Below are 12,671 nucleotides of genomic sequence, written 5' to 3'. Positions count from 1 at the left end.
CAACACCTCATCGAAAGTCCCTGATCATGTCTATGGCAAGCCCGATCGATCCAACCATGCAAGGCGTCGTCTGGACGAAAACCCTGCAGGAAACCGTTCGCGACTATCCCCGCCTCGCCGGCGAGGAAACTGCTGACCTCGTCATTGTTGGTGGCGGTTACTCCGGCCTCAACGCGGCGATCCATGCGGCGCGAAATGGTTTGAATGTTGTTGTGGTCGAGGCAGGGCGCGTCGGAAACGGGGCCGCCGGTCGCAATGGCGGCTACAACGTGCCCCATTTCCCGGGTGGGATGACGCCTTCCGTCGTCGAAGCCGCCATCGGTCCTCGCAAAGGCCGCGCGCTCGCCGATCTGGTGCTTCACGGGGCGGATGCCGTCTTCCGACAGATAGAGGCGTTCCAGATCAAATGCTCGGCAGTGCAGAACGGCTGGATGCAGCCGGCACATTCCGATGCCTCGATGCTGAAGGTGCGCAAGGTCCATGACGAGTGGAAAGCGCTCGGCGCCAAGGTGGAATGGCATTCCGCCGCTGATGTCGCCGATCTTCTCGGTGCACGGGGCTATCTCGGCGGCTGGTCCAACGCCGAGGGCGGGACCGTCAATCCGTACAGCCTCGCCGTGGGTTTGGCGCGTGCCGCGGAGCAGAGCGGCGTGCGTATCTTCGAGAACAGTCCGGTCGATGGCTTTGAGGAGACGGGGCAGGGTGTCGTCGTCCGCTGTGGGGCAAATCGCGTTTCCGCCAAATCTGCCGTTTTCGCCACCAATGCCTATACGGGCGATTTCCTGCCGGCGATTCAAAAGTCGGTTATTCCCGTTTACCTCTATCATGTCGCGACGAAGCCGCTGCGCGAGGAGTTGCGCGGCGAAATCCTGAAAAGCCAGCTTTGCTTTACGGACCTGCGCAAGTCCGGCGGCTTCGGCCGTCTCGATGCGGACGGACGCCTGATCTCGGGTGGCGCCGTCTTCGATTTCGGCAACAAGATTGCTTATGGGCAGGACCATGCCCGCGCGCGCATGAAGCTGCTCTTCCCCAGGCTGACGGATAGGGACATCGAACTGGAAAGCTATTGGGAGGGCTACTGCGCCGTGACGGAGAGCTATCTGCCGCATATCCTGCGGCTTGGCCGCAACGTCTTTTCTGTCGGCGGCTTTTCGACGCGCGGGGTCAATCTGGCCCAGAATCTCGGACGGGTCATGGGAGAGTTCGTGGCGGGAAAACGTGATCTCGACAGTATTCCGGTCAACATCTACGACCAGCGCCACGACGTGCCGCTCTGGTCGATAAAGACAAGGGCAGCACGCTATGTCTTCCCATATTATCGTCTGAAAGACGCGATGGGGCTGAGTTAGCGCGCGTTACCCTATAGCCTCGGTGTGTCCCGGTACGAGAGGGCAGTCATCGGCTAGGCGACGCCGCCCCCCGCGCGTCGTTTGGCTGGCGGCCCGGCGCAATTCTGGTCGGTTTTGCCAAGAAGTCCGTGCCGGGTTTTCATACAATCTTCCGCGGCCCGCGCTTGCTTCAATGCGGAAATATGTCACGCTACGGCACAGAGTGCCGGTCAACGCGCGGCAGCTTTAGGTCGTTGTTCAGCTTTCTGCCCTAACGTCAGGCAATCTTGCATGCGGGGATTTCGGATGGGCGTCGTGACGCTGGACCAGGTGGAGCGCCAGATAGCGCGGGGCTTTCGCCTTCTGCGCTTCGCCCCGGATATCGAGGCCGCGTTCCGCAAGGACTACGCGGCGGAACGGGTGCGGCTGGCCGCGATCTGGGGTGTGATCGGCACGGTTATCTACGACCTGGTCTATTTCGGCGATCGCACCATGATGGCGGACGTCTTCACCCAGCTGGTCATCGTTCGCTTCCTGGTATTCACGCCCTTTGTGATCGGATGCATCCTTGCTGTTCGTCGCTGGCCGGATGCGCTTCTGTACGACATTCTCTCCATTGCTATCGCCGTGTTGGGCGTCACCCTGCCCATGGCCGTCGCCACGCAGAGCTCAAGCCCCTACCTTTTCGTCTACCAGAACGGCAATTCCGCCGCCTTCCTGTTCTTCGTCATCGCATTGCGGCCACGGTTTCCCGCCGTGCTGGCAGGGCTTGTGTTGATGTGCGCCTCGCATTTCACCACCACGCAGCTGACCGGCGCCTTCGACGCCGTCACCTATTCCGGCATCGTCACCTTTTATGTGACGCTCTCGATCTTCCTCGCGGTAAGTGCCTATTTCCTGGAGCAGACGGACCGGCAGAATTTTCTCAACCAACTGCGGGCCAGCCTGCTCTACGGGCAGCTCGAATACAATTCCGAACGCGATGAACTGACGGGACTGCTGAACCGGCGGTCGCTTGCGCGGATTTGCGAGCGGCTGTGGAGCGGCAATCACCAATCCGGGGTCGCCGCGATCCTGCTCGACATCGATCATTTCAAGCGGTTCAACGACGTCCACGGCCATATCGAAGGCGATGCCTGCCTTCGCACCATCTCGCAGTGCATCCGCGACACGGCGGATGAGGCATCCTTCGTGTTCCGCTTCGGCGGAGAGGAGATGCTCGTGCTTTCGCCCATCCGGGAGCCCCTGACGGCACTTGCAACGGCGGAGCGCATCCGGGTCGCGATAGAAAACCTGGCCATGCGCCATCGTGGGCTCGAAGAAGGCTGCGTGACCGTCAGTCTGGGTGTAGCCTTCGCGGCGCCGTCCGAGGTGACGCTCGAAGGACTTCTGCGGGATGCCGACAGCGCGCTCTACGAGGCAAAGCGCAAGGGTAGAAACATGGTGGCGATTGCCGGCGGGCCGGTCGCCGGCACTCGTGTTGCCTAGGATCAACGTTTAAAGGCGCACGGCAGTGCTTGGCCCGGATTACCGTCCGGTGTGCCTCAGGCTGAACGGTTTCATCACCCGCCCTGCGGCTTAGCCTGCGCTCCATTCTGATTATGAGAAAACGTGGGCCTTGCCCGTCACGCCGAGGCGCACGAGGGCGCCGAGCGCAGGCAGCGCTATGCTCGACGTCTTGATGAGGATTGGCGGCAACGCGATATCGGGAAGGGCGACGGCGACGGTGCAGACGGCGCCGCCGAACTGGACATCGACCACGCGTCCGCCGTCCTGTGGTGCGGTGCCGTCAACGACGATACTGATCTGTTCCGGCCGCAGCATGATTTCCGCCTTGCCCGCATGGCCGCCTTCGACCGCCACGCGCCCCAGGGCACAGTCCGCGAAACCGTTGGTGACCGTTGCCGGCAGCAGCACGGCGTCGCCGAGAAACCGCGCGGTTTCCCGGTCGCGCGGATGCTGGTAGAGCGTCTGGGGCGAGCCGGCCTGGACCAGACGCCCCTCCCGCAGCACGGCGACCTGATCGGCGAAGGAGAGCGCTTCCCCCTGATCGTGGGTGACGAGAATGGCGGTGATGCCGGCCGTCTGGAGAACGCGCACGACCGCCTTGCGCATAGTCTCGCGCAGACCTGTGTCGAGGGCGGAGAAGGGCTCGTCGAGCAGCATGAGGCGCGGCCGTCGGCCGAGCGCCCGGGCCAGCGCCACGCGCTGTTGCTGCCCCCCGGATAGCTGGTGCGGTCGACGCGTCGCCATGGCGTCGTCAAGCTCGACCATGTCCAGCAGTTCGGCGATGCGGCGTGCCCGATCCGGCGCGCCACGCTCGAAGCCGAAGGCGACGTTGTCGGCGACGCTCAGATGCGGAAACAGCGCACCGTCCTGCGACACGATGCCGATGCCGCGCTTGTGTGCCGGCACGCCCGCTGGTCCTTCAGCGAGCCGCTTTCCATCGAAACGCACCGTACCGGCATCGGGAAACTCGAAACCGGCGATGATGCGCAGCAGCGTCGACTTGCCCGAGCCGGAGGGGCCGACCACGGCGGTCCGGCTGCCGGGTTCGACCGAAAGGCTGACATCGTCCAGCGCCGCCACCGGGCCGTACCGCTTGCTGATGGTCTCGAGATGCAGCAGCGTCATTGGCCGGCGGTCCGTTTCGATTGGGCATGGAGGAGAAGGGTGAGCGGCAGCGACAACACGACCATCATCACCGCATAGGGTGCGGCGGCGACATAGTCGATCTCGCTGGTGAGCGCCCAGAAACGCGTGGCGAGCGTATCGACGCCGGTCGGTGCCAGCATCAGCGTGGCGGTCAGCTCATTGGTGATGCCGAGCGAGACAAGGGCGACGCTGGCTGCAGCCCCGGGCGCGGCGAGCCTGAGCGTGATCTGGCGCACCGCCTGACCGGGCGTGCGGCCGAGCGCCATGGCCGCGCGCTCCAGCTCCACCGGCGCCTGCGCAATGCTGGCGCGCAGGCCCACCATGGCGCGCGGCAGGAAGAGCAGGACATAGCCGGCGAGCAGCAGGGTGAAGGTCTGGTAGAGCGGCAGCAGGAACCGCACCGTGACCGACACCAGCGCAAGTGCCACCACGACGCCCGGCAGCGAGCCGACGTAGTAATGGCAGGCCTCGAGAAAGCGTTGCAGCCGGCCGGGTGCGCGCACGGACAGCCAGGCCATGGGTGCTGCGGCAATTGTCGCGAGGATGCCGCCGGCCAGGGCCAGCACCATGGTTTGTCCCACCGCGCCCGTGACCTCGTTGTTCCAGATGGCGGCGCCGCCGAGCCAAAGCCATCGGCCGAGCGTCAGCAGCGGCACGCCGAGGGTCAGGACCGCGAGCGCTGCGGGCAGGAGCAGGATCGGCAGCGCGAGGCGCCCGAGCCGCTGCCGGGTGGCCGGCCGCGCCGCGCCAGCACCGACACGGGCGTAGCGCTCGTTGCCGCGCAGCAGCACTTCGAGGCCAAGCAGGAAAAGGCAGCAGGCGATCAGCACGCCGCCGATCATGCTGGCGGCCGGGCTGTTGTAGGAGGACTGGAACTGATCGACGATGGCCGTGGCCAGCGTATCGAAGCGGATCATCGCGAACAGGCCGTATTCCGACAGGAGATGCAGGCCGATCAACAGCGAGCCGCCGCAGATGGCAAGGCGCAGCTGTGGCAGGATCACGCGGAAGAACACGGCGACGGGTGCAAGGCCAAGCGAGGCGGCGGCATCCTCCACCGCGGGATCCAGCCGCCGGAGAGCCGCGGCCACCGGCAGGTAGAGAAACGGAAAATAGGCGAGGATCGCGACGAACACGCCACCGGCGAGACCCCGCATGCCCGGCACGAGACTGACCCAGGCATAGCTGTGCACGAAGGCCGGCACGGCGAGTGGCGTTATCGCCAGCCACGCCCAGAGGCGCGCGCCCGGAATGTCGGTGCGTTCGGTCAGCCAGGCAAGCCCCACGGCAACCGCGATCGACAGCGGAATGGTCAGGACTTCGAGATAGAGGGTGCTGAGGATCAGCTCTCCGACGCGCGGGCGGAAGACCAGCGTCTTTACCGTTTCCCACCCTACGTCGTAGGTCACCCAGCCGATGAAACCGAGTGGCACGAGGCTGAACAGCGCCACCAGCGCGGCAAACACGACCACCGGCACATGCGGGAGCGACGTACCCATGCGCCGGCGCGCCGGCCAGGCGTCGGTGAATGCTTCCGCTGTGCTATCCTGCAACACGGCCCATGCCTTCATGCCACGCGAACAAGTGGAGGCCGTTGCAGCATTCCGCGGCCATCCGACCTTGCCCTAAGGATTTCCTGAGTAAAAGGCAATGGTTTGTCACAGGCAGCCAGCGAACAGCACATCGCTTCTGGAATCGGTCGCAATCCCGTTATAAGTAGAGTCTTGTTGGCCAGTTTTGTGCCGGCACCCGGATTTCGAGCAGGAGAACACCATGAACATGTCGACCCGAATGACAGCGGCAGCGCTATCGCTCTTTGCGGCGGTGTCGCTGGCGTCAGGCGTCCGCGCGCAGGAAGTGGATGAACTCGTCATCTACAATGCCCAGCACGAAGGGCTCGGAAAGGCCTGGATTGAGGCCTTCACGAAGGAGACGGGCATCAAGGTGGTGGTCCGCAAGGGCAGCGACATGGAATTCGCCAACCTGATCCTCCAGGAAGGCGACCTGACGCCTGCCGACGTGTTCCTGACGGAAAATTCGCCGGGGATGGCGTTGCTCGATACGGAAGGACGCTTTGCACCGGTCGACAAGGAAACGCTCGATCAGGTGCCGGCGGAGTATCGCCCGGCAGATGGCATGTGGACCGGCATCGCCGCACGATCGACAGTCTTTGCCTATGACAAGACGAAGCTCAGTGAGGAGACGCTGCCGAAGTCGATGCTCGACCTTGCCGATCGGGCCTGGAAGGGCCGTTGGGGCGCGTCACCTGCCGGCGCGGATTTTCAGGCGATCGTCGGCGCACTCCTGCAGCTCAAGGGCGAGGAGGCGACATCCGCCTGGCTCACGGCGATGAAGGAGAATGCGACGCCCTACAGAGGCAACAGCGTTGCCATGAAGGCGGTCAATGCCGGTGAAATCGAAGGGGCGGTAATCTATCACTATTATTGGTTCGGCGATCAGGCGAAGACCGGCGAAAACAGCAACAACGTGGCGCTGCACTATTTCAAGAACCAGGATCCGGGCGCCTTCGTCAGCATTTCCGGTGGCGGCATCCTGAAGACCAGCAAACACCAGAAGGAGGCGCAGGCCTTCCTGAAATGGATCACCGGCAAGTCCGGCCAGTCCATCCTGCGCGATGGCGACTCGTTCGAATATGCGATTGCAGGGGATGCCAATCCCAAGCTCGTTCCGCTCAAGGATCTCGATGCCCCGAAGGTCGAGGCCTCAACGCTCGACAACAAGAAGGTCGTGGAACTGATGACCGCCGCCGGCCTGCTTTGATGCTTGGCGGTGCGCGTCTATCGGCCGCGCACCGTCCATTTCACAAGCTGGGATCGAAGGGCGCCGGCCTATACTTCGAACACGTCCTCGAAGGATTCAGGGAAGCTCTTGCGGGCGACCCGCTCGTCGATGACCAGCATTGCCTCATAGGATAGCGGGTCGAACTCCTTCTCCACCGCCACGACTTCGCGTCCGAAAAGCAGGCTGAGGCGGGCGGCGTCGAGGTTGCCGCGCTCGAAGGGTTCCGGGCCGAAATAGTGCCAGAGCGCATGCAGGAAGGCGGCGTCGATGCGGTGTTCCGCGGTGCCGGGGCGGCCACGGCGGGGCAGCGCCTTGATCGGCGTCACCCCGCGCGGATTGGCGCGGCGGATGGTGAACTGCACGCCCGTGCCCGGCATGCCGGATGGAAAGCTGCGGTGTTTGATCATGTCGGGCAGGGTTGCCATGGGATGCTCCTATGCTGTTTCCTGGCCGATCTTGTCCTGCGTCTTCGTCTCGAAGTCGGAGGCATCGTGCCGCTCGTGCAACTGTTCGGATGGATCGCCGTTCAGCCGGTTGACCATGCGGCCGCGCTTGACGGCGGGTCGGGCGGCGATTTCGGCCGTCCAGCGCTGGACGTTCTTGTAGCTGTCGACATCGAGGAAGGTGCCGGCGTCGCCATATTGCTTGTGTTGCGCAAGGCCACCATACCAGGGCCAGATCGCCATGTCGGCGATGGTATAGGCAGTACCCGCCATGAACTGGTTTTCGGCCAGATGCCTGTCGAGCACGTCGAGCTGGCGCTTCACCTCCATCGCGTAGCGATCGATGGCGTATTGGATGTGTATCGGCGCATAGGCGTAGAAATGGCCGAAGCCGCCGCCGAGGAAGGGTGCCGAGCCCATCTGCCAGAACAGCCAGTTGAAGGTTTCGGTCCGGGCGCGCAGGTCGTCCGGCAGGAAGGCGCCGAATTTTTCGGCAAGATAGAGCAAGATGGAGGCGGATTCGAAGACGCGGACCGGTGCCCCGCCACCCTTCGGGGCGTGATCGAACAGCGCCGGGATCTTGGAGTTCGGGTTGACATCGACGAAGCCGGAACCGAACTGGTCGCCGTCCCCGATGCGGATCGGCCAGGCGTCGTATTCGGCACCCGTGTGGCCCGCCGCCAGAAGCTCCTCCAGCAAAATTCCCACCTTCACGCCGTTCGGCGTGGCAAGCGAATAGAGCTGCAGCGGATGTTTCCCGACCGGCAAGGCCTTGTCATGGGTCGGGCCGGCTATGGGGCGGTTGATATTGGCGAAAGCGCCGCCATTGCCCTTTTCCCATGTCCATACTTTCGGCGGTTCATATCCGGCCGGAAAGTTATCGGCGGGGGATTTCTCAGTCATGCAAAATATCCTTGTTCTGAAGGAGCATATCCAATTTGCGAGCGCAGCGTCACCCGGCACAAGGCGGCGCGCTGCATCTCTGCACAGTTCTATCGTGCCCGCATGCCCGGGCATCCTTCAGATAGGGATGGTTTTGAGAAACTGCGACAGCCGCCTCCCGACATTGTCAGACAGAAGGCGGCTTTTTACGCGGCTGGCTCGAAGGTGAGGCGAAGCGAATGCGACGCCCCTGACGGTTATCGCAATCCCTTCGCGCGATCCCAGGCTTGCGACCACATTTTCAGGGCTTTCTGGCTCAGCGCCTTCGGCAGATGCAGGCGCTTCTGCGCCTCATCGGAAGGATAGAGGTTGGGATTTGTCCGCAGCTTTTCGTCGAGCAGGGGGAGTGCTGCCTTGTTCGCTGTCGAGAAGCCGGTCTCCGTCGCGGCCGCGGCCGCAATCTCGGGGCGCATGAAGAAGTCGATGAAGGCGTGTGCGGCTTGCGGGTGGGATGCGTCGGCCGGTATGGCGAGCACGTCGGCCCAGACCAGGTTGCCCTCCTTAGACAGACGATAGGTGACGGTGAATGGCTTGCCAGCTTCTTTGGCGCGGCTGCTGGCGATCAGCATGTCGCCCGAAAAGCCGATGGCGAGGCAGAGGCTGCCGTCGGCGAGATCGTTGACATAGCTGGAGCTATGAAACTTGCGCACATAGGGCCGGACCTTGGTGACGACTTCCACTGCCTTTTCGAGTTCGGCCTTGTCGGTGGTGTCCGGGTTGAGCCCGAGATAGATGAGCGCCAGGCCCAGCACCTGCTCGGCATCGTCGAGCATGCCGACGCCGCAGGACGCGAATTTTTCGACGATTTGCGGATCGAAGACCATGCGGAGCGAATCGACCGGTGCGTCGGGCATGATCGCCGCGACCTTCTCGACATTGTAGCCGACCCCGGTCGTGCCCCACATCCAGGGCACATTATGGGCATTGCCGGCATCGACGCTTTCGCCGCGGGCCAGAACGGCGGGATCGAGATTGCCGAGGTTGGAAAGACGGGTGCGATCCAGCGGCGCCCAGACCCCGACCGTAAGCTGGCGCAGCAGGTGGGGGGAAAGGTTGACGGTCACGAGGTCATAGCCGGATTTGCCGGTCAGCATCTTGGTCTCGACGATGTCGTTGGAATCGAACAGATCGTAGGAAACCTTGATGCCCGTCTCCTTCTCGAACTCGGCAATCGATTGGGCGCTGAAATAAGACTCCCAGGAATAGAGGTAGAGAACCTTCTCTTCGGCCTCGACCGAGGTGGCGAAAAGGCATGCCGTCGCAAGTGCCAGCCAGCGTTTCATCGTCGTTCTCCGTTTCTGATGGCGGGTCATCGGGGTTGCTGTTGCGTGACACAGTGGATGCCGCCGCCGTTTTCGTAGATGCGGTCGGCGTCGATCTGGACGATGCGGCGGCCGGGATGCAGCCGGACGAGAACATCCTTCGCCAGCGCATCCGCTTTCCTGTCGCCGAATTGCGGCGTGTAGAGCGCGCCGTTGCCGACATAATAGTTCGCGTAGCTGCTCAAAAAGTCCTCGCTCGTCGAACGACCCTCGGTCGCCGAGGGAATGGAAGCGATCTCGAAGGTCCGGCCGCGGGCGTCATGCGCTTTCGCCAGGATGGCAAGCGCCTCGTCATGGGCGTGCGCCCATTCCGACGTGTCGCCGGGATAGCTGCTGGCCACGATGAGACCCGGCGCCACGAAGCGTAGCGAACCGTCTATATGCCCGTCCGTGATATCGAGTCCGCGCACGCCTGGAACCCAGATGACGGTTTCGACACCGAGGGCGGCCTTCAGGCGCTGCTCGATGTCGGTGCGCGTCATGCCGGGATTGCGATTGTCGTTCACCCAGCAGCTTTCGGTGAGGAGAAGCGTGCCGTCGCCGTCATATTCGATACCGCCGCCTTCGCCACAGAGGCCCGCATCGTGACGGTCGACGCCCGCCAGCGCCGCGATCCGTGCGGCAAGCTTGCCGTCGCTTGCATGAGCCTGCTTGTTGCCCCAGCCGTTGAAGCCGAAATCGACGGCGGCGACACCGCCATCTGCCTTGCGGACGAAGACAGGGCCGCTGTCGCGCGCCCACATGTCGTCGGTCGGGATATCGACAAGCTGGACCTTCGGCCCGCAGAGACGGGCAGCCAAACCATGCTGGTCCGCCGAAGCGGCCATGGAAACGGGCTCGTTTTCCGCGATCGCCGCGGCAAGCCGGCCGAGCGTTTCCTGAACACTTTCGAAATATGCGCCGGGGCCGCCGTAGAGGCTTGGTGTCGACGGCCAGGCCATCCATGTTTTCTCGTGTGGTTCGGCTTCGGCGGGAACGGCTATCATCCCGATATTCTCCTCTTCGGCTCGGCTGCGCGCTGCTGGCATCAATGCCAGTCCTGCGGTTGCCAGAACAAAGTTACGGCGTGACAGGGCAGTGTATTGTCCGGTCACAGGGGCTGTTCCTGCGTGATGCAGTGGATCGCGCCACCGGCGGGCACGACGGCGCCGACATCGACGGTGACGATCCGGCGGTCCGGGAAGGCGACGGAAACGGCTGCCTTGGCCTCCTCGCCGGAGGGGCAGCCGAAGGTCGGCATCACCACGCCGCCATTGGTCAGCGCAAAATTGATGTAGGAGCGCGCAAAGATCTCGCTGGTCGCCTCGACGTCATAGGCTTCCGGGATGGGGATCACCTCGAAGCTGCGGCCGCGCGCATCCGTCTGGCTGCGCAGGGCGGCGAGATTGTCGGCGAGAATGCGCCCGTGCAGATCGGTCGGATCGGGGTTGTATTCGAACATCACGACGCCCGGGTGCACGAAGCAGCACATGCCGTCGACATGACCGTCCGTCTCCAGGTCCAGCGGATCACCTGGCAGCCAGACGACCTTTTCAAGGCCGAGCATCCGCAGGAGTTCCTGCTCCACCCAGGCTTTCGAAAGGCCCGGATTGCGGTTGGGATGAAGCAGGCTCGTTTCCGTGGCGATGAGCGTGCCATCGCCATCACAGGCCAGCGAACCGCCTTCGCAATGAATGAAGGATTGCGCGATCTCCGCTCCTTCGTGCGCCAGTACGCGGGCGGCCAAAGCATTGTCGGCGTTGAAAGGCGTGTGTTTGCCGCCCCAGGCATTGAAGCGCCAGGAAACGCCGGCAAGACCGCCATCGTCCCGCTTCATGAAGGTCGGACCGGAATCGCGAATCCAGCAATCGTCGATCGGCATCGCGACGACCTCGATTCCATCGCCGAGATAGGCACGGGCGTCTGCGGCGTGCGCTGGATGCGCCACCATGCTGACGGGCTCGAAACCAGCGATGGCATGGGCGACGTCGGCATAGGCCCGCAGCATGGCCGGCAGGCGCTCGCCATAGAGATCCTTGCGGTGCGGCCAGGCCATCCAGGTCTTGGCATGCGGTTCGAATTCACCCGGCCGGCGCAGCTTCACCTGTGGTTGCGGTGATACTCTCGTATCCATTCTTGACTCCTGTTCATTTGCTGCGCTCATTATTCGCCGAACGAATGCGGCGTACAAACGAGAATCATTCCTGCTTGAAATGAATGGAATTCATGAATGGTGAAGTTCCGGCATATTCCGCCGACCCAGTTCCTGAAGGGGTTCGAGGCTGCTGCCCGCCTTGAAAGTTTCAGCCGAGCGGCAGAAGAAGTGGGCCTCACCCAATCGGCCATCAGCCACCAGATGCGGCTGCTCGAAGGCCAGATCGGACAGCCGCTGTTCCTGCGCATCGGCCGGGAGGTGCGCCTCACGGATGCCGGGCGCGACTATCACCGCACGGTGCGGCGCTGCCTTGACATGATGGAGGAGGGCTACCGGCGCCTCGAGCCGTATCGCAAGCCCGGCAGCGTCGTCGTCTATGCGCCGCAGGATTTTGCCCGGCGCTGGCTCCTGCCGCGTCTGCCGGCGCTGAGAGCGGCAGTGCCGGCCTGCGAACCCTGGCTGGATACCAGCGGCGTGACTGTCGATTTCGAGACGATGGAAGTGGACATCGCCCTCATCCACGCCCACGAGCCGCCGTCCGGTTGTGAAAGCCTTCAGATCGCCCGCGACCGCCTGTCGCCCGTTGCCAAGCCGGCGCTTGCAGCGGCACTGCACCAGCCGTCTGACCTGCTGCAAGCGCCCTTGATCCATGAGGAGGGCCCGATCGGCTGGGCCGACTGGCTGGCCCATGTCGGCATCGAAGCCGGCAAGGCCTGGAAGGGAACGAATTTCAGCGACAGCGACATTGCCCTTGCCGCCGCGGAGTTGGGACAGGGTGTCGCGCTGGCGAGCCTGTTTCTGGCGGAGGGTGCTATCGCTGCCGGCGCGCTGGCCCAGCCCTTTGCCGCGGCCGTCGATTCGGGTCGTGCCTGGTATGCGCTTTCCAACGCGGAACGGCTCAAGGATGGCGACGTGCGGGATGTCTGGTGTTGGTTGGGGCAGCAGGCCGCGGAAAAGGAAACCGGCTGACACGCAGCAGGCCATCCGGCAATCGGATGTGATTGCACAAACGCGGCCCAGACCAGCGGATCCCTTGCGGTCGGAA

At 63.6% G+C, this 12,671-nt stretch carries 11 protein-coding genes; 4 read left to right on the top strand and 7 right to left on the bottom strand.

Going from position 1 to position 12,671, the window contains the following annotated elements:
* Window positions 1-26: 26 nt before the first annotated feature.
* Both ACT6VE_RS10660 and ACT6VE_RS10655 read left to right on the top strand, forming a co-directional pair.
* Window positions 27-1,349: an NAD(P)/FAD-dependent oxidoreductase gene (locus ACT6VE_RS10660; RefSeq protein ID WP_444798588.1), complete on the top strand. Its 1,323-nt coding sequence runs from the start codon at window positions 27-29 to the stop codon at window positions 1,347-1,349.
* Window positions 1,350-1,619: 270 nt separating this feature from the next.
* Entirely contained in the window at window positions 1,620-2,816 is a 1,197-nt protein-coding gene (locus ACT6VE_RS10655) for a GGDEF domain-containing protein (protein ID WP_444798587.1), read from the top strand.
* A gap of 111 nt (window positions 2,817-2,927) precedes the next feature.
* On the opposite strand, the gene ACT6VE_RS10650 is transcribed toward ACT6VE_RS10655, so the two are convergent.
* Window positions 2,928-3,962, bottom strand: coding sequence for an ABC transporter ATP-binding protein (locus tag ACT6VE_RS10650; RefSeq protein WP_444798586.1), 1,035 nt, complete (start codon window positions 3,960-3,962; stop codon window positions 2,928-2,930).
* Window positions 3,959-5,482 (bottom strand): ABC transporter permease, encoded by a 1,524-nt coding sequence (locus ACT6VE_RS10645; protein WP_444798631.1) that lies wholly within the window; start codon window positions 5,480-5,482, stop codon window positions 3,959-3,961. Before ACT6VE_RS10645 ends, ACT6VE_RS10650 begins: the two co-directional genes overlap by 4 nt.
* Window positions 5,483-5,756: 274 nt before the next feature.
* On the opposite strand from ACT6VE_RS10645, the gene ACT6VE_RS10640 reads away from it, so the two are divergent.
* Window positions 5,757-6,764: an iron ABC transporter substrate-binding protein gene (locus ACT6VE_RS10640; RefSeq protein WP_444798585.1), complete on the top strand. Its 1,008-nt coding sequence runs from the start codon at window positions 5,757-5,759 to the stop codon at window positions 6,762-6,764.
* Between the two features lie 68 nt (window positions 6,765-6,832).
* Here ACT6VE_RS10640 and ACT6VE_RS10635 read toward each other — a convergent pair whose 3' ends face one another.
* The 5 genes from ACT6VE_RS10635 to ACT6VE_RS10615 all read right to left on the bottom strand — a co-directional run bounded on the left by ACT6VE_RS10635 (window position 6,833) and on the right by ACT6VE_RS10615 (window position 11,605).
* Window positions 6,833-7,210, bottom strand: a complete 378-nt coding sequence (locus ACT6VE_RS10635) for a hypothetical protein (RefSeq protein ID WP_444798584.1) — start codon at window positions 7,208-7,210, stop codon at window positions 6,833-6,835.
* Window positions 7,211-7,219: 9 nt separating this feature from the next.
* Complete coding sequence (gene yghU, locus ACT6VE_RS10630) at window positions 7,220-8,131, bottom strand: glutathione-dependent disulfide-bond oxidoreductase (protein WP_444798583.1); 912 nt, start codon at window positions 8,129-8,131, stop codon at window positions 7,220-7,222.
* 236 nt (window positions 8,132-8,367) lie between these two features.
* A complete protein-coding gene (locus ACT6VE_RS10625) occupies window positions 8,368-9,453 on the bottom strand; it encodes an extracellular solute-binding protein (RefSeq protein ID WP_444798582.1) in 1,086 nt (361 codons plus the stop codon).
* A gap of 26 nt (window positions 9,454-9,479) precedes the next feature.
* Window positions 9,480-10,478, bottom strand: a complete 999-nt coding sequence (locus tag ACT6VE_RS10620) for an agmatine deiminase family protein (RefSeq protein WP_444798581.1) — start codon at window positions 10,476-10,478, stop codon at window positions 9,480-9,482.
* A 104-nt stretch (window positions 10,479-10,582) separates the two neighbouring features.
* Entirely contained in the window at window positions 10,583-11,605 is a 1,023-nt protein-coding gene (locus tag ACT6VE_RS10615) for an agmatine deiminase family protein (protein ID WP_444798580.1), read from the bottom strand.
* A gap of 96 nt (window positions 11,606-11,701) precedes the next feature.
* Here ACT6VE_RS10615 and ACT6VE_RS10610 point away from each other — a divergent pair, with 96 nt between their 5' ends.
* Complete coding sequence (locus ACT6VE_RS10610; RefSeq protein ID WP_444798579.1) at window positions 11,702-12,595, top strand: LysR substrate-binding domain-containing protein; 894 nt, start codon at window positions 11,702-11,704, stop codon at window positions 12,593-12,595.
* The last annotated feature ends 76 nt before the right edge of the window (window positions 12,596-12,671 follow it).

It is taken from the genome of Shinella sp. (assembly GCF_052438155.1).
GTDB lineage: Bacteria > Pseudomonadota > Alphaproteobacteria > Rhizobiales > Rhizobiaceae > Shinella.
Note: the sequence above shows the minus strand (reverse complement) of the source record. Positions and strands in the feature narration are given on the sequence as shown.